We start from the raw sequence: 18345 nt of genomic DNA, 5'->3' as shown, positions 1-18345 counted from the left end.
GCTGTGGTCTGACACAAACCTGATGGATGGCATGTAGCTCAGAATGGGATTACACCTGTCTCGGAAACGTCCTGAAGAACATTCGGCGATACTTGATACAAATGTGGATGCACTTTCTACGTAACAACCACTCGTAGGTATCGCCTTGCTAACATGTACTCATTTCTGTACGTTCTCTGCATCAAGCGAGGACAAACACATGGAAACCATCAACTACACCAACGCTCGGGCACATCTGGCGCAAACCATGGACCGGGTGAATGAAGATCGCGCCCCGCTACTGGTAACTCGTCAGAAAGGCGAGCCGGTAGTGATGATGTCATTGGCCGAATACAACGCTCTCGAAGAGACCGCCTATCTGCTCCGTTCCCCAGCCAATGCTGAACGCTTGATCAAATCAATCGGTAACCTGCGAGCCGGCAAAACCAAAGCCAGGCAACTGATTGAAGAATGAATATCGAGTTCACCCCTGAAGCCTGGGACGATTATCTCTGGTTCCAGCAGAACGATAAGGCAGGGCTCAAACGTATCAACCTGTTGATCAAAGCTATCCAACGTGAGCCTTTCGACGGCCTTGGAAAACCCGAACCGCTCAAGCATAACTTGAGCGGGTTCTGGTCACGCCGGATTACGGCTGAGCATCGTCTGGTCTACGCCATTGAAGACGGAGAAATACACGTCGTGATGTGCAGATACCATTACTGAGCAGAACCTCAGCCAGCGTTCACTACCCGACCCACCCCTCTGACAATCATCTCCACCTCCCGCTCATCAAGGGTCAGCGGCGGCAGCAGGCGAATGGTGTTGCCCCGCGTGACGTTGATCAACAAGCCATGATCCCGGGCGGCGATCAGGCTCAGGTCGCGCATCGGTTGTTTTAGCTCGATTCCAATCATCAGCCCCTGGCCGCGTATTTGCGAGACGTTCGGGTTGCCCGTCAGTTCTGTGCGCAATCTTTCGAGCAGGCGCGTCCCCTGAAGCCGGGCGTTTTCCAGCAGCCCTTGTTCTTCGACGATCTCCAGCACCGTGCAACCGACCCGGCAGGCCAGCGGATTACCGCCGAACGTGCTGCCGTGGCTGCCCGGAGTGAAGAGTTCGGCCGCCTTGCCACGGGCCAGGCAAGCGCCGATGGGCACGCCATTGCCCAGGCCTTTGGCCAAGGTCATGACGTCCGGGACGATGCCTTCGTGCTGGAACGCGAACCACTGGCCGGTGCGACCGATGCCGGTCTGGATCTCATCGAGCATCATCAGCCATGAGCGCCGGTTGCACAGTTCCCGCACGGCCTTGAGATAGCCCGGCGGCGCCAGTTGCACGCCGCTTTCGCCCTGGATCGGCTCCATCAGGATTGCCACGATCCGCGAGCCAAAGGCCTGTTGCACCTTGTCCAGCGCACTGAGGTCGCCGAACGGTACTTTGACGAAATCCCCCGGCAGCTTGTTGAAACCCAGGCGCACCGCCGGGCCATCGCTGGCAGACAGCGTGCCGAGGGTGCGGCCATGGAATGCGTTCTCCATGACCACCACCAGCGGCTGCTCGATGCCCTTGTGCCATCCATGCAGCCGGGCGATTTTCAGTGCGGTTTCGTTGGCTTCGGCCCCGGAGTTGTTGAAAAACGCCCGGTCCATGCCCGCCAGCTGCGTCAGTTTCTGCGCCAGCCGTTGCTGCCAGTCGATGCTGTAGAGGTTCGAGGTGTGCAGCAGCAACCCGGCCTGCTCGGTAATGGCGGCAACGATTTTCGGATGGGAGTGGCCGACGTTGGTCACCGCCACACCGGCGACCGCATCCAGGTATTCGCGACCGGCCTGATCCCATAGGCGAGTGCCCAGGCCCTTGTTGAAACTCAAGGCCAGGGGTTGGTAAGTGCTCATCAGGCAGGCGGCGGTCATGACATCAAGCTCCAGCAAGGGTCGGTGTTTTTGCAGTATGGTTAGCCACCAGAGCTGGATAAACACTGTAAAACTTCAATCATTTAAAAGCAGAGCTTGATAATGGATTTATTCCAGGCAATGACCGTCTACGTGAAAGTGGTGGAGACCGGTAGCATGACCGCCGCTGCCTTGCAGTGTGAAATGTCCACGACCATGGTCGGCAATCACCTCAAGGCCCTGGAGCAACGGCTGGGTGTGCGCCTGCTCAACCGCACGACGCGGCGCCAGCGGCTGACCGAGTTCGGCGCCGCGTATTACCAGCGCTGCCTGGAAGTGCTGGGGTTGGTGGCCGATTCCGAGCGACTGGCCGAGCAGGCTCTGGACGAACCGAGCGGCATCCTGCGCATCACCGCGCCCCTGACCTTCGGGACCGAGCGCCTGGCCCCGGCATTGAGTGAGTTCAGCCGGCAAAACCCGCGGGTGAAACTCGACGTGGTGCTGACCAACCGACGCCCGGATCTGCTGGAAAACGGCCTCGATGTAGCGTTTCGCCTCGGGGCACTGGAGCCCTCCAACCTGATCGCCCGCCCGCTGATCGACTACACCCTGACCATGTGCGCGTCACCGGACTACCTGGCCCGTCGCGGCACTCCGCAAACACCTGAAGACCTGCGCCATCACGACTGCCTGTCCTTTGCCTATCCGGCCGGAGATGACTGGCAATCGGTGCAAAAGGAATGGCGCCTGGCCGGTCCCGATGGCGAAGTCAGCGTGGGGGTCGGCGGGCCGATGCTGATCAACAGTTCCGCCGGACTGCATCAAGCGGCGCGCACCGGCATGGGCATCGTGATGATGCCCGACGCCTTGGTCGAGCAGGACCTCAAGGACGGAAAGCTGTTGGCCTTGATGCCCGATTACTGTCCGCCCAGCCGGCCGATGCACCTGGTCTATGCCCAGGATCGCCACCGTTTGCCGAAGTTGCGCCGTTTCGTCGAATTCGCCATGCAGCTGTGGGGCAAGCACTGATCCGCTGACCGACGATTCAGTGCCAGGGTCGTCGATTCCCCATTCACTACATCCCCGCCTTCACCAGCACCGGCTGTTCCTGATAACGGTCCGGGTACAGCTGCTTCAACTGCGCCACTTTTGGCAAATCGTTGATCACGATGTATGGATAGGTCGGATGCTCGGTCAGGAAATCCTGATGCTCCTCCTCCGCCGGGTAGAAACCGTTGAAGGTTTCGAGTTTGGTCACGATCGGTTTGTCGAAGACATGCGCGGCATCGAGCTGGGTGATATAGGCCTGTGCGACCCGCTGCTGCTCAGCGTTTTTGGTAAAGATCGCCGAGCGGTACTGGGTGCCGCTGTCCGGGCCCTGGCGGTTGAGTTCGGTCGGGTTGTGCGCCACTGAAAAGTAGATCTGCAGCAAAGTGCCGTAACTGACCTGGGCTGGATCGAACGTGACTTCGACCGACTCCGCATGGCCGGTATTGCCGTTGCTGACGCGCTCGTATTGCGCGGTATTGGCCGCCCCGCCCGCGTAGCCGGAGACGGCGTTCTTCACGCCTTTGACATGCTGGAACACCCCTTGGACGCCCCAGAAGCAGCCGCCGGCGAACACCGCGGTTTCGCTGCGGGCCTGGGTGCTTTCATCAAGGGCCGGCGGTGGAAGGATGACCGCCTTTTCGGCACCGCCGAAAGAGATGGCCGAGCATTGGCTGATGATGCCGGCAGCCGCCAGCCCCAGCAGGATACGGCGCCAGGTAAAGAGTGTTTTCATGGGGCGAACTCCTGAAGCGTTGAACAGTTATCAGCCGAAAGTGAAGGCGTAAGCCGACGCCCCCGGATCAAGAAACTCGATACTGAAGGTCCGGTCGGTCACGCCGCCGCTCTGGCGCACCAGTTGATACAAGCGCTGGTCCGTCACGGTGCCGCTGCCATCGGGTGCCACGTCCATGCCATGGGCATCGCCGGGGGCCTTGCCGTCGATCAGCACTTTGAAACGCACCGGTTTGCCATCGGCGCCAGGGCCGAGCACCAAATGCAAATCACGGGCGTGGAAGCGATAGACGATGCGGCTGGCCGGTGCGCTGGCGGTGGCCCGCTCCGGGCCGACATGCCACTGGCCGCCCAGGCTCCAGTCGTTAAGGGTCAGTTGCGCCGGCGGGTTGTAGGCCGCGACCTTGTCCGGCACCAGCGCGGTTTCGGGCACGAAATGCTCAGCACGCTGGTAGCCGACATAGGTTTCCGGCGACTGCACGGCGTCCTTGTCCGGGGCCATTTGCACGCCATCGGCCTTGGCACTGATCAGCCCGTCGGCGACCTTGGCCGCCCCCGCCTCGCGCAGCAATTGCTGGATGACCCGCTCCGATTCGGCGTACGCGCCTTCGCCGAAATGGTGATAACGGATGCGTCCCTGGGCGTCGGCAAAGTAATGCGCCGGCCAGTACTCGTTGTTGAAGGCGCGCCAGATCTTGAACTCGTTATCGATGGCCACCGGGTAGTTGATGCCCAGGTCCTTCATGGCTTTGGTGACGTTGTTGACATCGCGTTCGAAGGCAAACTCCGGCGCATGCACGCCGATCACCACCAGGCCCTGATCGCGATACTTCTCGGCCCAGGCTTTCACATAGGGCAGCGAGCGCAGGCAGTTGATGCAGGAGTAGGTCCAGAAATCCACCAGCACGACCTTGCCTTTCAAGGCCTGGGCATCGAGGGGTGGCGAGTTGAGCCATTGCACGGCGCCCTCCAGTGACGGCAGGTTGCCTTCGACCGGCAAGGTGCCCGGGGTTTTGTCAGCCACTTGCACCGCGCCGACGGAGGTCGAGTTTTGCGCCATCATCGCCCCGCTGTTACGCGGTAACTTGCCGGACAGTTTCTCCACCAGCGCTTGCTCGATACCACTGGTCGACGCCGTGGAAAACCGCGCCAGAATCCCCGTGTCCAGACCTAGGGCAATCGCTGCCACACCGGCCAGCATCGCCCCGCCAAGACCGCGACGCAGCCATTCGCCCGCGCCAATCGAGCGTTTCATCGCGGTGAAGACTTTGCCGCCCAGCAACAAGGCCAGCGCGAGGGAAGTGGCGGCACCGGCGGCGTACGCCAGCAGCAAAAAGGTGGTTTGAATGCTGGCGCCTTGCAGCGCCGCACCGGTCAGCAGCAGGCCCAGGATCGGCCCGGCGCACGGCGCCCACAGCAGGCCGGTGGCCACGCCGATCAGGAGCGAAGCACCAGGACGTGGCCGTGCATCGGCACCCGCCGCCTCCGACAAACGACTGCCCGCCGCCACCAGTGGCCGGGTCAGACGCTCGGCCAGTTGCGGCAGCAACAGCGTCAGACCGAACAACGCCACGAACACCAGCGCCAGCCAGCGCCCGTACTGATTGAGTTGCACCACCCAGCCGCCGCCCACCGCCGCCAACGTGGCGACCAGCGCGAAGGTCAGCGCCATGCCCACCAGCAGCGGCAACCCGCTTTTGACGAAGGGTTGCCCGGTGCGGGCGAAGACAAACGGCAATACCGGCAGAATGCACGGGCTGACAATCGTCAGCACACCACCGAGATAAGCGAGGAGCAGCAGCCACATGGCGATTACCTGCAAAAAGTGAGTGGAATGGAATCACACCGTCTTGGGCACGAATTTCATCGCCAGGCCGTTCATGCAGTAACGCAGGCCGGTGGGTTTCGGGCCGTCGTCGAAGACATGCCCCAGATGCCCGCCACAGCGCCGGCAATGAACCTCTTCACGGACCATGCCGAACGCACGGTCCTGGCGGGTCGCCACGGCCTTGTCCAGCGGTGCCCAGAAACTTGGCCAACCGGTGCGGCTGTCGAATTTGGTCGCCGAGGAAAACAGCGGCAGCTCGCAACCGGCACAGACGAACGTGCCATCGCGGTGCTCGTTGTTCAGCGGGCTGCTGTAGGCTCGCTCGGTGCCCTCTTCGCGAAGGATTTCGTACTGCTCGTCGCTCAGAAGAGCGTGCCATTCGCTGTCGCTGTAGATCACTTCGAATACCTCCGCTGCGCTGGCTTCACTGATCAAGGCCGAGCCTGTGGAAAACTTCGGCAACAGGCCGATCGCCAGGGCTGCCACCCCCAGCCCGCCGCTCGCTACAAGAAATTGCCGTCGTGAAAACATGTTCGTCTCCAAAAATCCAGGGGTGTTTCATAGAACACAGCCTAGGCTTTGGGTGATCGCCAAATCCTCACGGGAAGTTAAACAATTCGTGATAACTCGGGCGCCGAAAAACCCGCACAATGCATAACGCCAATTTTGAACAATGCATTTCCTGTGGGAGCGAGCTTGCTCGCGATGACGATTGCACAGTCAGCATCGTCGTTGACTGACATTGCGCCATCGCGAGCAAGCTCGCTCCCACAGTTTTTGCGCCTTGACCGAGCGGCAATGCGTCCATTGCGCCGAAGGATTGAGCTGTATGGAACAGACCAAACGCGTCCTGGTGGTCGAGGACGATATGCATATCGCCGACCTGATCTGCCTGCATCTTCGCGACGAGCAGTTCGAGGTGGTGCACAGCGCCGATGGCAATGAAGGCATGCGCCTGCTGCAGCAAGGCAACTGGGACGCACTGGTCCTCGACCTGATGCTGCCCGGTGTCGACGGCCTGGAAATCTGCCGCCGCGCCCGCGCCATGGCCCGCTACACGCCGATCATCATCACCAGCGCGCGCTCCAGCGAAGTGCACCGGATTCTCGGCCTCGAACTGGGTGCCGACGACTATCTGGCCAAGCCCTTTTCCATGCTTGAACTGGTGGCCCGGGTCAAGGCGTTGCTGCGCCGGGTCGATGCCATGGCGCGCAACCTGAAGATGGACGCCGGCAGCCTGCTCACCGACGGCCTGGCCATCGACCCGATCACCCGCGAAGTGTCCCTCGATGGACGACGCCTGGACCTCACGCCCCGGGAGTTCGATTTGTTGTATTTCTTCGCCCGCCAGCCCGGCAAGGTGTTTTCGCGCATGGACCTGCTCAATGCCGTGTGGGGCTACAGCCACGAAGGCTACGAGCACACGGTCAACACCCACATCAACCGCCTGCGCGCCAAGATCGAGGCCGACCCGGCGCAACCGGTGCGCATCCTCACGGTCTGGGGGCGCGGCTACAAATTCGCCACCGGGGAGGAACCACGGCCATGAGGCTGACCCTGACGCAACGCCTGTCCCTGGTGTTCGCCGTGCTGCTGCTGGTGTGCTGCGGCACGTCGGCGTGGATGCAGGTGCGCTCCAACCAGATGCATGAGCAGGAAGTGGTGCAAGGCTTGTCCCGGGACCTGGCGCAGCACATCGCCCGCGACACGGTGTTGATGGACACCCAGGGCCTGATGCCCAATGCCGTGCGTGACCTGTTCAGCAAGCTGATGCAGGTCAACCCGAGTGTCGAGGTGTACCTGCTGGACACCGAGGGCAAGATTGTCGGCAGCGCCGCGCCCGAAGGCCGGATCCGTCGTGAACGGATCGACCTGGCGCCGATCCAGCGCCTGTTGCGGGGCGATGCCCTGCCGATTCTCGGCGACGACCCGCGCAGCGTCGATGCGCGCAAGGTGTTCAGTGCTGCGCCGCTGAAGGTCGACGGCAAGCCGGCCGGTTATCTCTACGTAGTGTTGCTCGGTGAAGACCACGACCGCCTGGCCGAACGCGGTGCGACCAGTGCAGCGCTCAACACCGCGCTGTTGTCCATCGGGCTGGTGGCGTTGCTGTGCCTGATTGCCGGTCTCACCGCATTTGCCCTGATCACCCGGCCGTTGCGCCGCTTGACCGAAACCGTCAGCCAGTTCGACATCGATGGGGTGCCGGTCACACCGGCCCTGCCCGTCGCGGTGGAAAAAGCCGCGAGCCACGATGAAATCGCCGTACTCGATGCGGCGTTCCGACAGATGCAGACACGCCTGGGCGAGCAATGGCGCTCGTTGACCCGCCAGGATCAGGAGCGCCGCGAACTGGTGGCGAATATCTCCCACGACTTGCGCACGCCGCTGGCCTCGTTGCACGGTTATCTGGAAACCCTGTCGCTCAAGGACGCCACGCTGTCCCCTGCCGACCGTCGTCGCTATCTGGGCATCGCGCTGGACCAGAGCCGCAAGGTGGGTGGTCTGGCGCAGTCGCTGCTGGAACTGGTGCGGCTGGAACATGGCTTCGTACAGCCGGTACTGGAACGCTTTTCCCTGACTGACCTGGCCCAGGACATCTTCCAGAAATTCGAACTCACCGCCGAAGCGCGTCAAGTCGAATTGAAGGCCACTTTTGCCGCCAACGTCTCGGCGGCCTGCGCCGACCTTGGGCTAATCGAGCGGGTGCTGACCAACCTGTTCGACAACGCCCTGCGCCATACCCCGGCCGGTGGCGAGGTCGAACTGGGCCTGCGCCCGCAAGGCTCATTCATCGAAGTCACGGTCAGCGATACCGGCCCCGGCATCGCCCCGGAACTGCGCGAAGGGTTGTTCCTGCGGCCGTTCAATATCGGCGGCGCACGCCGTGATGGCGGGTTGGGGTTGCGGATCGTGCATCGCATCCTGCAATTGCACGGGCGCGAGATTCAGTTGATCGATGTGCCGGGGCGGGGTGCGACGTTCCGGTTTTCGCTGCCGATCGATGAGGAAACGGCGACTGCGTTGGCGGTGCGGTCGATGAACCTGAATACCCCGCGGCAGGCCTGAAAAGTTGTGGTGCCTGACAGGGCCCCATCGCGGGCAAGCCCGCTCCCACAGTTTTTTCGGGTGCTTACAGATTTTGCGTACCCCCACTAACCCTGTGGGAGCGAGCTTGCTCGCGATGGTCTCAAGGGCACCGCGTACACCCGGAATGAGCGCGTTATCGTTAACGTCCATCGCAAGCAGGCTCGCTCCTACAGGGGAGCAAAAACATGACCGGCCGCCTGTTGATCCGTGACAACGCCGCCCCGGTCCAATAGATTAGGCCACCTGAAAAAGCCCCCAGGCTTTCTCGCCCCAATTCAAGTTATAGAAGTAGTGAAATTTCAATGTCCGATTCCAATACCGCTGAAACCGTAGTCACCTTGTCGTCCAAAGCGGAATACGAAAACTCCATCAATCTTTCACAACACGTGCCTCAGGCCAAGACCATCAGCGAGATGGTGCTGGACGCGTTCCAGTCCACCCGCGAAAGCGACCAGATCCGCGAACTGCGCGCCGCGATCCGCCAGGCCCACGACAGCTTCGATGACGATAAAGCCTACGAACTGATGGGCCAGCTCAAGCAGCTCAAGGACGCCGAGGCCGCCGATATCGCCGCCCTCGAAGACCTGAGCGGCAAATTCCCGATCAGCCGCATCCTGTCCAGCTTCAAGGACGATCCGGCGTTCCAGGAAATCGTCTACGGCCTGGCCCTGAAGGTGCTGAACCAGACCCACCAGGCCATCAGCAACCCGAGCGGCGGCAAGAGCAAAGCCGCCAAGGCGAAGAAAGAAGTCGAAGTGTTCACCATCAGCAAGGACGGCATCAGCGTCACCCTGCCGCTGCGCACCCCGCGCTCGCGCCTGAGCGTCGACCGTGAAGCCCTGGAGTTCCTCGGCTTCACCTTCGTTGGCGAAGGCGAAGAGGCGGAACTGGAAAGCGAGACGTTCCTGGACAACAGCGGCGCCGAGCAAGCGGTCAACCGCAAGAACATCATCACCGCCCTGCAGCAGCAGACCGCGTTCGACGGGTACAGCATCGCCGCTCAGTAATACCTGTTGTTTGTGGCAAGCCCTCTCGCCACAAGGTCCTGAGCGACCGACTCAAGAGCCCCGCCATCAGTGCGGGGCTTTTTATTGCCCGTGATTCGGGCAAAACCGCGATTACTCTTCCAGTATCGACGCAGAACACCACTTCCCTTCACCCATGAGCACCACGGGTCCGCCTGCGGGGAGCGTCAACTCACTTTCCAGCCCAGACCTCAGTGGTGCAACTGCCGAGGTCCTCATGAACACGCCCCCCTTGTATCGCCAGCTGGCCAACCACTACCTGGACGCTATCCGCAGCGGCACCCTGAAAACCGGTGAACGCCTGCCCTCGATTCGGTTGATGATGGAAAAACACGCCGTCAGCCTGTCGACCGCCGTGCAGGTGTGCCGGGAGCTGGAGGACTATGGCGTGCTGGAAGCCCGGCCACGCTCCGGCAACTACATCCGCCAGCCCGACACCCTGCCCAGGCCCGCCCCGACGACCTCGGCGCCAGCGCTGGATACCCGCGCGTATGTCGGCATTCATGAGCAGGTCTGCGCGGTGCTCAAGGCCAGTCAGCGCGCGACGATCAAGGTCAATTTCGCCAGCGCCTACTGCGCACCGCAGCTTTACCCACTGAAGACCTTGCAAGACAACATGATCAAGGCGCTGCGCTACGACGCCTGCCTGCTCGGCACCGCGGGCGGCGCCTGCGGCAACAGCGCATTGCGCAACATCCTGGCCCGGCGGGCACTGGCCAGCAAGACCCACCTGGCCCCCGAGCGGATCGTGATCACCAACGGCGCCACCGAGGCGATCAATCTGGCCTTGCGTGCGGTCACCCGCCCCGGCGACACCGTGGCCGTGGAGTCGCCGACCTTCTACGGTCTGCTGCAAATTCTCGAAAGCCTGAACCTGCGCGTGCTGGAAGTCCCGGCCTCGGCCCATACCGGGCTGAATCTGCAGGCCCTGCAACGGCTGCTGCAAGGCCCCGAACGGGTCAAGGCGCTGATCGTCATCCCCAACCTGCAAAACCCGTTGGGCAGCATCATGCCCGACGCCAACAAGGCACGGCTGGTGAAGCTGTGCGCCGAGCACGGCACCGTGCTGATCGAGGACGACACCTACGGCGACCTGGTGGACACCGAGCAGCCGCTGTCCACGCTCAAACATTGGGATAGCACTGACAACGTGATCTATTGCGCCTCGCTGAACAAAACCCTGGCACCGGGCATGCGCCTTGGCTGGATCAGCGCCGGCAAATGGCACGACCGCGTGGAGATGCTCAAGCATACGCAGTCGCGCGGGTGCGAGGCGTTATCGCAACTGGCGGCCAGTGCGTTCATGAAGACACCGTCCTACGAACGTTACCTGCGGCGGTTGAGGAAAACCCTGACCGTACAACGCGAGCAGATGAGCGCAGCGATCACCCGTTATTTTCCCATCGGCACCAGCGTGACCCACCCGCAAGGCGGCACGCTGTTATGGGTGGAACTGCCTCGCTGGCATTCATCGATGACGTTTTTTCACGACGCGTTGAAGGCCGGCATCCAGATTTCACCTGGGGATATCTTTTCCAATGCCCGGCGTTTTGATCACTTTGTGCGCATTGGCTGTGGCGCGCCGTATTCGCCGCGGGTTGATGAGGCACTGCAGACGTTGGGACGTATCCTGAAAAATCAGGGTTGACCGCGACCCTGTGGGAGCGAGCTTGCTCGCGATGGCGGTGTGTCAGACACATCAATTTTGAATGTACTGACGCCTTCGCGAGCAAGCTCGCTCCCACAAGGGACTTTCGGTGGACACAACATCGGTGAACGACAGCAACCAAATGTGGGAGCGAGCTTGCTCGCGATGGCGGTGTCTCAGACACATCAATTTTGAATGAACTGACGCCTTCGCGAGCAAGCTCGCTCCCACAGGGTTGTAGGTGATCTTCAGAGCGGATTCTGGTGCAGGCAAATGATATGCGGGTCATCATTCCAGTGCGGAAAACGCTCGGCGATCAGCGGGTCATGGCCGGGGATGACATGGTCTTCGCTGTCGGCCAGACGGTCGATCTCGGTGAAGGCTTCAAGGGTTTGCGCCAGGTCATCGAGAATCGGAAACGGACTTCGCCCGCGAATGTTGGCCCACAAATGCGCCGCATCCGAGGCCAGCACAATCCAGCCGCGCTCGGTCGCTACCCGCACCACCTGACTGCCCGGTGTATGTCCGCCTACCGGATGCAGGGTCACGCCCGGAACGACCTCGACAACACCGTCGTGCAAACGCATCCGCCCTTCGAACAGCGGCGGCAACGCCGACATCACGTCCTCGACTTCGTAGGTTTTGTTCACCGTGCGATGGACCATTTTCGGCCCGGTGCAGAAACGCAACTCCGCGTCCTGCAAATGCACGGTCGCCTTGGGAAACAACCCGAGGTTGCCGGCATGATCCCAATGCAAATGGGTAAGGACCAGGTGCTCGACCCGGGCCGGATCGATGTCCAGTTGCCGCAGGGATTCTTCCGGCAGGCGATACATCTGGCGATCGCGCCGGTGCGCCGTGGCCGGCTGGAAACAGGTGTCGACCACGATCACCTGCTGTTCGTTGCGGATGACCCAGAAGTAGTAGTCCAGCGGCATCGGCGCATTCGGATCACCGCAACAGGCGTCGTAGAGAAAATTCTCCCTGGCGGTGCGCTGGGCGTTGGCACCGACACGGATGGCGAACACTTCGTACACAGGTGTGGACATAAGCACCTCCGGGTTCAGGCGACCGCCGTGGTTTTGAGGGTCGGACGAAAGTCGAAATCGATCTGGTCGCTGATGCCCAGGTCATGGGCCAATTTATGCAGGCCACTGTAGTCACGCATGATGGTCGCGTTCCTGTTGCTCTCGCGGGTGTCGGCAATGATCAGCGCCGCCTCCTCGACCCCGAGCTGCGTCAGAATCGCCTCCCACATGGAGTAGTCCTGAGCGATAAAAGCACTCAGCGCCACCGACAGGTTGCGTGCGAAAAATTCCCGTTGCGTGGGCTGCATGTTGGCGTACATGACCTTCGCCACTTCGGCCAGCACCTTGCTGTGGGCGTACTCGTCGCGGTTGTGCAGTTCGGCCACCCGGCGGTTCTGCGGCTGGATGGTCTGGTCGTCCGCCAGCAAGTCCAGATAGGCGTTGACGCTGATCTCGGCTACCACCGCAAACGTGATCGCCGCCAGATCCCGCTGCCATTGCTCGGGCAGTGCTTCACGCTGGGCTTTCAGGCGCAGGTAAGTGACGGAGGGTGGCAAGTCCAGATCCTGGTCCAGCGCCCGGTCCAGTTTGGTCCGTTCGATGGCGCGCAGGTGCATCAGCGTGTGGTAGTGCTCGTCGATCAGGGTTTGTTGCATGGCCTCGCGAAAATGCCAGTCATCCTTGCCCAGATACTGATTGGCGATGACACTGAGTGCCGGGTTAACCACGTGTTCTTCGGCGGTGACGGTGCGCAGGTTGTAGCCGATCCAGCCCCAGGTCACCACGCTGCTTTTGAGCTCGTCGCTCAAGGCCTGGAATTTCGGATGATGGAAGAACGGCACCATGCACTCCGGGTAGTCCGGCCGCGCGGGGTCGAACACTTCCTCCACCTGGCCCCTGTCCGGCGAACACACCGTGGCGCGCTTGGTCCAGGCCTGGTTGAGCCGCACGATCAGTTGATGATCGACCTGGGCGATCTCGATTGCTGTTTGCATGACGCGATACCTGTAAGGCGCGTACCCGCCAGGGGGTACGCCAAAAGAATGTAGGGCGACGGAAAAATCAGGCCAGCCAATAGCGGGTCAGGTTGCGCGCCGGGTCAGTGTAACGACTGCGGGCGTGAATCATCCGCCAGTTGTCCCAAATCAGCAGGCATCCGTCGGGAATCAGCACCGGAACGTTGTGCTCGACGAAGTACGCTTCGCCGAGCACGGCAAACCTGGCCAGCGGCGAGGTGTTGTTGGTCACCAGTGATTGCTGCAACGCTTCCTTGGACGGGTTCACGTCGCCGTAGTGAAACTGGTTGTAGCTGAAGCGGAAAATATCCCCGTCCTCCGTAGGCGTGAGGATGTACTCCTTGACCCGCCGCTGTCCCGGTTCACCCGGTTTGGCGGTGGCGACAAATTCTACCGGCGTGTCATCCAGCCACTCACGCAGTTCCGGTTCACTGCGCTCCAGAGACTTGAGAAATTCATAGCCGTCCACCAACCCGGTGTGCCCGCCACCGCACCTGGCCTGTTTATGGCAATGCAACGCCAGATAGCGTGGAGGCGGCCCGTACACCGGCGCTTCAGTGTGCGGGCCGATGCCGTTCATGCTCTGGGAATACGGCAAGTCTTCGTAACCCGGCTTGCGGGTAATGGCAAAGGCCGTCTGGCCGTTGAACTGCGGAATGATCCGACCGAACTCGCACAAGGTGCCTACGACATCATCGGCAAATTCGTCCGGTGTCAGCACCGTCCAGCCCAACGTCGACAGTTCTTCGTGACGATGGCCGAGCGAAATGCAAGGTTGAGACGCAACAATCCCTTGGTCTGACATGGTGAGATTCCTGGCGGGTTATCCGGCGTTGACGGTTGAGGTGTAAGCGGCGATGAAGTCGCGGCAGGCGTCACCCGGTCGATAGTGCTGCTCATCGATGCTCTGCACCGGGGTGATTTCGGCGGCGGTGCCGGTGAGAAAACACTCATCGAAGTCGCCAAGCTCTGTAGGCAAAATCGTGCGTTCGACCACCTGGTAGTCCAGCGCTTTGGCCAGTTCGATCACGGTCTGCCGGGTGATGCCGTTGAGGAAGCAATCCGGCAGCGGCGTATGCAGCGTCCGGCCTTTGACGAAGAACACATTGGCGCTGGTGGCCTCGGCAACGTGGCCGCGCCAGTCGAGCATCAGCGCATCGTGGTACCCCGTGTTCTCGGCGTCGTGCTTGCTCAGCGTGGCGATCTGGTAATGCCCGGATGCCTTGGCCTGGAACGGGCTGCTGCTCGGCGGCGGGCGGCGCCAGCTCGCGGTCTTCAAGCGGATACCAGCCATGCGCGCCGCCGGGTCGAAATAGCTCGGCCACTGCCAGCACGCGATGGCCACATGCACACGGTTGAAACGCGCCGAGGTGGAAATCATCTCGCTGCCACGCCAGGCCACCGGGCGCAGGTAGCCGTCGACAACCTTGTTGAGTTGCAGCAGTTCATGGCTCGCCGCTTCCAGTTCAGCCATCTCATAGGGGATGGCAAAGTCCATCCATTGCGCCGAGCGATACAAGCGCTCGCTGTGTTCGCGCAGCTTGAAAATCCTGCCGTTGTAGACCCGCTCGCCTTCATACACGGTGCTCGCGTAATGCAGGCCATGGGTCAGCACATGCAACTGCGCCCGGGACCACTCGACGAACTCGCCGTCGAGCCAGATAACGCCCTCGCGCTGATCAAACGGGATACTGCTCATATCCATATCTCCCCATTGTTCGTGAATTTTCCTACGCCGTTTCCAGCAACACGGGTATCAATTCCGGCACGGCAGTGAGCTCGGTCTGAAAGAAGAACGCACGCTCGCCGAAGGCCGGTTGCAAGTCGTCGAACCAGGTCACTTGCGGATCGAAGCGCGCGTAGAACGTGCGCAACACCCATTGCGGATTGCGTGCCTGGAGGAACTGCAAGACGAAGACCTTTTCCCCGGCGACGGTCTCGATGCCGTTGATCAACACCTTGCCGTAGAAGGTGCTCATGGACGGCCCGCGCACCGTTCGCGCCAGCCCCGATACCGTGCGGTACGCCGCCTGGAAGATCTCGAAGGCCCGGGCCAGCGGCATCTCGAAGTAGTGGCTGGGCCCGGTGTCACGCTCGACGAACATGTAATAAGGCACCGCCCCGAGCCGCACCCCTTCGGTCCACAACGCCGCCCAGTCAGCGGGGTTTTCGTTGACGTGGCGGATCACCGGCGCCTGCATGCGCACCGTCGCGCCCGTCGAGCGAATACGCTCGATGGCCTGGCGGGCGATGACCTGGCGGATCTCCACCGGGTGGTTGTAGTGGCCCATGATCGACAGGTTTTTCCCCGCCGCGACGATGCGCTGGAACAGCTCCAGCAGCTCAGGTGCATCCTTGTCGCTGACAAAACGCTGCGGCCAGTACGCCACGGACTTGGTGCCGATGCGGATGTTCTTCAGGTGTGGCAAATCCAGCAGCGGCTCGATGTAACCGGCCAGGGAGCGGGTGTTCATGATCATCGGGTCGCCGCCGGTAATCAGCACGTCGGTCACTTCGGTGTGCACCCTCAGGTAACTGACCAGCTCCTGGGACTCACGGGCGTTGAACTTGAGTTCTTCCTCGCCGATGAACTGCGCCCAGCGGAAACAGAAGGTGCAGTACGCGTGACAGGTCTGACCGGCGCCGGGGAAAAACAGCACGGTCTCGCGGTACTTGTGCTGGATGCCCGGCAGGACCTTGCCGTTGAGGGTGACTCCGTTGTGGGTCAACTGCCCGGCCGGATGCGGGTTCATGCGCCGCCAGATCGCCTCGATCCGACGCTTGATCGCCGCGCTGTCATCCTGCTCGATCAGTTGTTTGAGCGAGGCATATTCCTCCGCCAGCAACATGTCCTTGTGGGGAAAAGTCATGCGCAAAACCGGATCGTCCGGAATGTTGTTCCAGTCGATCAGCGTGCCCAGCACGTATTCGTTGGTGCGAAACGGCATGACCCTGGCCACCACGGTCATGGCCTCCTGCAACGCCGGCGTCAGCTTGTGCCAGTACGGTGTGTCGCGGATGGTGCGTGAGTTATAGGGTTTGTAGCGTTCGTGCTCCGACAGTCCTTGCATGGCCGCGCTCCTGGTGATTGCCCTGAGTGTTGTTACGCGATGGCCGGCGCTTTGCGCTCTATGTCCATCCACGCCCGAACGCTGTCGCGATCCCACTGGCGACGCACATACGCTTCGAGCCGTGCTGGCACCGGATCGCCGTTGGCAACCAGTCGGTTGAGCATGATTGCCAGGTCGGTGTCGGCAATGCTCCAGTCACCGAACAGATGCTCGGCGCCCTCTTCCAGCAAATACCCGGCGACGAAGAACAGGCGCTCGACGGCGGCTTGGGCCTCGTCGGACAGCACGGTGTTTTTCTTGCCGAAGTACACCAGGTCAAACGGGCGCTCCTTGCGCACCAACAACAAGTCACTGCGCAACCAGGCCTGCAATTGACGGGCACGGGCGCGCTGGCGAATGTCCTGCGGATAGAGTTTTTTATGCCCCGGGGAGAGTTCATCAAGGTATTCGGCAATCGCCGATGATTCCGACAAGGCAAAATCGTCGTGAACCAGCGTTGGAATCTTGCAGGTCAGCGAAAGATTGCGATAAGTCGCCAGATAGTTTTCGCGTGCTTTTAGATCGACAGTAACAAGTTCAAATGAAAGTTGCTTTTCCTTGAGCGCCACAAAAGCCGACATCGCAAAAGCGCTGACATGATCGGCGCCGACATACAGTTTTAGCTTCCTGTTATCCATAGAACACTCCATTCACTGACTGCAGGGATTAACGTGCATTGGAAGTGATCGTAGTTAGTTGGATGAAGGCTGGATAGATACAGAATTTGCCTGTTTCAATCGATACAGAAAGTTGTTTTTCACCGACAGATACGCAGCGAAAATCCCGGCAATAGCGCTGTAAAAGGCGATACCGGTGGCAGGTCTGAAAAACAAAAAAGGGAGCCAACGATGGTTGGCTCCCTTGGCTGATGCGCTGGGAAATTACGGCTGGGTGGTGATCAGGCCATGGCTGTCGGCAAAGTTCGAAAGCAGTGCCATTTGCGGCATATTGCTCATGTTCAGCATCGCCAAAGGCTCGTGTTTACTGGTGTTGACGAAGCCGTGTCTGGTCCACGCCGGTACCAGTAGCACATCGCCGTTGCTGACGTTGACCCCGTCGGCATCGCCGAGGGTCAACACGCCGCTGCCGCACTGGATGACAAACAGATGCCACCAGGAATGGGCATGACCGTTGAGCGTCACACCGGGGTTGAGCCATTGCATGGCGATCGCCATGCCAGGCGTCACTTCACAGCCTTCAATGCTCTTTTCATGAGCCAACGCGACAATATCAACGTCGCTGGCTTCAAGGGTCTGGCGCATATCCGTCAGTTCAGTGCCTTTCCATACCTTGGGACTTGGCGTTCGATGGTGCAGGCTCTTACGAAAGTCCTTATATGAAAAAAACGCACCTTGAAAGTTATCCATTCGCACGTCCTTTCTTATTATTTCCCATACTTTAGCGCTAAACCTTAAATTAACGGCTCAGCGCTGTAAAGTCTGGAAATAACTTATAAAACCGATGGGCGCAAGGCGGCAATCATGTCCACTTCTATCGCGGCATTCTTGGGTAACTGATAAACACCGACCGTGGTGCGGGTATGTTTGCCGGCATCGCCCAGTACATGGCTGAACACATCCGAGGCGCCGTTGGCCACTTCGCTCAAATCGACAAAGTCCGCCGTGGACTTCACATACACCGTTACCCGGATCAGTGACTTGATCTTGTCCAGCGAACCAATGGCATCGACGATCAACGCCAGCCCCCGCATCGCACTGATGCTGGCGGCCGCCTGCGCATCAGCCATGGTGAGATCCAGTCCGACGCGGCCGGGGTAATGGATCTTGCCGTTCATGCGCGGCACCAGGCCGCTGATGTACAGCTCATCGTGATGACGGATCAGCGGCGCGTAATGCCCGCCTGCGGTGTTTTCGCCGTAAATGTCATAACCAAACTCTTTGGCCAGGGCGATGAAGCGTTCATCGCAGGTCATGTGCTGGATCATTGATCGAA

Annotated in this window: 19 protein-coding genes; 7 read left to right on the top strand and 12 right to left on the bottom strand. The window is 60.8% G+C overall.

Annotated elements, in window-relative coordinates:
- Positions 1–199 precede the first annotated feature (199 nt).
- Positions 200–454 carry a type II toxin-antitoxin system prevent-host-death family antitoxin gene (locus tag AC1RP7_RS23295; protein WP_057716335.1) on the top strand — a complete coding sequence of 85 codons (255 nt, stop codon included), beginning with the start codon at positions 200–202 and terminating at the stop codon, positions 452–454.
- Positions 451–705, top strand: coding sequence for a Txe/YoeB family addiction module toxin (locus AC1RP7_RS23290; protein ID WP_057716336.1), 255 nt, complete (start codon positions 451–453; stop codon positions 703–705). Before AC1RP7_RS23295 ends, AC1RP7_RS23290 begins: the two co-directional genes overlap by 4 nt.
- A gap of 8 nt (positions 706–713) precedes the next feature.
- On the opposite strand, the gene AC1RP7_RS23285 is transcribed toward AC1RP7_RS23290, so the two are convergent.
- Positions 714–1889: an aspartate aminotransferase family protein gene (locus tag AC1RP7_RS23285; RefSeq protein ID WP_493182846.1), complete on the bottom strand. Its 1176-nt coding sequence runs from the start codon at positions 1887–1889 to the stop codon at positions 714–716.
- Positions 1890–1991: 102 nt separating this feature from the next.
- On the opposite strand from AC1RP7_RS23285, the gene AC1RP7_RS23280 reads away from it, so the two are divergent.
- The gene (locus AC1RP7_RS23280) at positions 1992–2897 is read left to right on the top strand and encodes a LysR family transcriptional regulator (protein ID WP_090453193.1); all 906 of its coding nucleotides are present in this window, start codon (positions 1992–1994) and stop codon (positions 2895–2897) included.
- A gap of 46 nt (positions 2898–2943) precedes the next feature.
- Here AC1RP7_RS23280 and msrA read toward each other — a convergent pair whose 3' ends face one another.
- The 3 genes from msrA to msrB are packed head-to-tail and all read right to left on the bottom strand — an operon-like array spanning position 2944 to position 6009.
- On the bottom strand, positions 2944–3651 hold the full coding sequence (gene msrA / locus AC1RP7_RS23275; RefSeq protein WP_493182848.1) for a peptide-methionine (S)-S-oxide reductase MsrA: 708 nt from the start codon (positions 3649–3651) through the stop codon (positions 2944–2946).
- Positions 3652–3681: 30 nt separating this feature from the next.
- Positions 3682–5457, bottom strand: coding sequence for a cytochrome c biogenesis protein DipZ (locus tag AC1RP7_RS23270; RefSeq protein ID WP_493182850.1), 1776 nt, complete (start codon positions 5455–5457; stop codon positions 3682–3684).
- Positions 5458–5490: 33 nt separating this feature from the next.
- Complete coding sequence (gene msrB / locus AC1RP7_RS23265) at positions 5491–6009, bottom strand: peptide-methionine (R)-S-oxide reductase MsrB (RefSeq protein WP_493182852.1); 519 nt, start codon at positions 6007–6009, stop codon at positions 5491–5493.
- Positions 6010–6307: 298 nt separating this feature from the next.
- Between msrB and AC1RP7_RS23260 the strand changes: the two genes are divergently transcribed.
- The 4 genes from AC1RP7_RS23260 to AC1RP7_RS23245 all read left to right on the top strand — a co-directional run bounded on the left by AC1RP7_RS23260 (position 6308) and on the right by AC1RP7_RS23245 (position 11238).
- Positions 6308–7027: a response regulator transcription factor gene (locus AC1RP7_RS23260; RefSeq protein ID WP_090453186.1), complete on the top strand. Its 720-nt coding sequence runs from the start codon at positions 6308–6310 to the stop codon at positions 7025–7027.
- On the top strand, positions 7024–8544 hold the full coding sequence (locus AC1RP7_RS23255; RefSeq protein WP_493182854.1) for a sensor histidine kinase: 1521 nt from the start codon (positions 7024–7026) through the stop codon (positions 8542–8544). The genes AC1RP7_RS23260 and AC1RP7_RS23255 overlap by 4 nt, the downstream gene beginning before the upstream one ends.
- 323 nt (positions 8545–8867) lie before the next feature.
- The gene (locus AC1RP7_RS23250; RefSeq protein ID WP_493182855.1) at positions 8868–9572 is read left to right on the top strand and encodes a hypothetical protein; all 705 of its coding nucleotides are present in this window, start codon (positions 8868–8870) and stop codon (positions 9570–9572) included.
- A 235-nt stretch (positions 9573–9807) separates the two neighbouring features.
- On the top strand, positions 9808–11238 hold the full coding sequence (locus AC1RP7_RS23245) for an aminotransferase-like domain-containing protein (RefSeq protein ID WP_493182857.1): 1431 nt from the start codon (positions 9808–9810) through the stop codon (positions 11236–11238).
- A gap of 248 nt (positions 11239–11486) precedes the next feature.
- On the opposite strand, the gene AC1RP7_RS23240 is transcribed toward AC1RP7_RS23245, so the two are convergent.
- From AC1RP7_RS23240 to AC1RP7_RS23205, 8 genes are all read right to left on the bottom strand, one after another.
- Entirely contained in the window at positions 11487–12287 is an 801-nt protein-coding gene (locus tag AC1RP7_RS23240) for an N-acyl homoserine lactonase family protein (protein WP_493182859.1), read from the bottom strand.
- A gap of 14 nt (positions 12288–12301) precedes the next feature.
- The gene (locus tag AC1RP7_RS23235) at positions 12302–13261 is read right to left on the bottom strand and encodes a diiron oxygenase (RefSeq protein ID WP_057716347.1); all 960 of its coding nucleotides are present in this window, start codon (positions 13259–13261) and stop codon (positions 12302–12304) included.
- A gap of 67 nt (positions 13262–13328) precedes the next feature.
- Positions 13329–14087 (bottom strand): TauD/TfdA family dioxygenase, encoded by a 759-nt coding sequence (locus AC1RP7_RS23230; protein ID WP_218494961.1) that lies wholly within the window; start codon positions 14085–14087, stop codon positions 13329–13331.
- A gap of 18 nt (positions 14088–14105) precedes the next feature.
- Positions 14106–14981, bottom strand: coding sequence for a branched-chain amino acid aminotransferase (locus AC1RP7_RS23225; protein ID WP_492587672.1), 876 nt, complete (start codon positions 14979–14981; stop codon positions 14106–14108).
- Between the two features lie 31 nt (positions 14982–15012).
- On the bottom strand, positions 15013–16353 hold the full coding sequence (locus AC1RP7_RS23220) for a KamA family radical SAM protein (protein ID WP_057716349.1): 1341 nt from the start codon (positions 16351–16353) through the stop codon (positions 15013–15015).
- A 32-nt stretch (positions 16354–16385) separates the two neighbouring features.
- Positions 16386–17030, bottom strand: coding sequence for a glutathione transferase (yfcF, locus tag AC1RP7_RS23215; RefSeq protein WP_493182862.1), 645 nt, complete (start codon positions 17028–17030; stop codon positions 16386–16388).
- A gap of 243 nt (positions 17031–17273) precedes the next feature.
- Entirely contained in the window at positions 17274–17759 is a 486-nt protein-coding gene (locus AC1RP7_RS23210) for a cupin domain-containing protein (protein WP_492625002.1), read from the bottom strand.
- 83 nt (positions 17760–17842) lie between these two features.
- On the bottom strand, positions 17843–18337 hold the full coding sequence (locus AC1RP7_RS23205) for a RidA family protein (protein WP_008018868.1): 495 nt from the start codon (positions 18335–18337) through the stop codon (positions 17843–17845).
- Positions 18338–18345: the final 8 nt, after the last annotated feature.

The organism is Pseudomonas sp. GW822-FHT01E03 (genome assembly GCF_058802985.1).
Note: the sequence above shows the minus strand (reverse complement) of the source record. Positions and strands in the feature narration are given on the sequence as shown.

Bases quoted from the DNA above. Each gene is read 5' to 3' on its own strand.
- AC1RP7_RS23255 (WP_493182854.1), top strand. From the start codon at position 7,024: ATGAGGCTGACCCTGACGCAACGCCTGTCCCTGGTGTTCGCCGTGCTG.
- yfcF (WP_493182862.1), bottom strand. From the start codon at position 17,030: ATGGATAACAGGAAGCTAAAACTGTATGTCGGCGCCGATCATGTCAGC.
- msrB (WP_493182852.1), bottom strand. From the start codon at position 6,009: ATGTTTTCACGACGGCAATTTCTTGTAGCGAGCGGCGGGCTGGGGGTG.
- AC1RP7_RS23270 (WP_493182850.1), bottom strand. From the start codon at position 5,457: ATGTGGCTGCTGCTCCTCGCTTATCTCGGTGGTGTGCTGACGATTGTC.
- AC1RP7_RS23240 (WP_493182859.1), bottom strand. From the start codon at position 12,287: ATGTCCACACCTGTGTACGAAGTGTTCGCCATCCGTGTCGGTGCCAAC.
- AC1RP7_RS23205 (WP_008018868.1), bottom strand. From the start codon at position 18,337: ATGATCCAGCACATGACCTGCGATGAACGCTTCATCGCCCTGGCCAAA.
- AC1RP7_RS23220 (WP_057716349.1), bottom strand. From the start codon at position 16,353: ATGCAAGGACTGTCGGAGCACGAACGCTACAAACCCTATAACTCACGC.
- AC1RP7_RS23245 (WP_493182857.1), top strand. From the start codon at position 9,808: ATGAACACGCCCCCCTTGTATCGCCAGCTGGCCAACCACTACCTGGAC.
- AC1RP7_RS23230 (WP_218494961.1), bottom strand. From the start codon at position 14,087: ATGTCAGACCAAGGGATTGTTGCGTCTCAACCTTGCATTTCGCTCGGC.
- AC1RP7_RS23210 (WP_492625002.1), bottom strand. From the start codon at position 17,759: ATGGATAACTTTCAAGGTGCGTTTTTTTCATATAAGGACTTTCGTAAG.
- AC1RP7_RS23235 (WP_057716347.1), bottom strand. From the start codon at position 13,261: ATGCAAACAGCAATCGAGATCGCCCAGGTCGATCATCAACTGATCGTG.
- AC1RP7_RS23295 (WP_057716335.1), top strand. From the start codon at position 200: ATGGAAACCATCAACTACACCAACGCTCGGGCACATCTGGCGCAAACC.
- AC1RP7_RS23225 (WP_492587672.1), bottom strand. From the start codon at position 14,981: ATGAGCAGTATCCCGTTTGATCAGCGCGAGGGCGTTATCTGGCTCGAC.
- AC1RP7_RS23290 (WP_057716336.1), top strand. From the start codon at position 451: ATGAATATCGAGTTCACCCCTGAAGCCTGGGACGATTATCTCTGGTTC.
- AC1RP7_RS23285 (WP_493182846.1), bottom strand. From the start codon at position 1,889: ATGACCGCCGCCTGCCTGATGAGCACTTACCAACCCCTGGCCTTGAGT.
- AC1RP7_RS23250 (WP_493182855.1), top strand. From the start codon at position 8,868: ATGTCCGATTCCAATACCGCTGAAACCGTAGTCACCTTGTCGTCCAAA.
- AC1RP7_RS23260 (WP_090453186.1), top strand. From the start codon at position 6,308: ATGGAACAGACCAAACGCGTCCTGGTGGTCGAGGACGATATGCATATC.
- msrA (WP_493182848.1), bottom strand. From the start codon at position 3,651: ATGAAAACACTCTTTACCTGGCGCCGTATCCTGCTGGGGCTGGCGGCT.
- AC1RP7_RS23280 (WP_090453193.1), top strand. From the start codon at position 1,992: ATGGATTTATTCCAGGCAATGACCGTCTACGTGAAAGTGGTGGAGACC.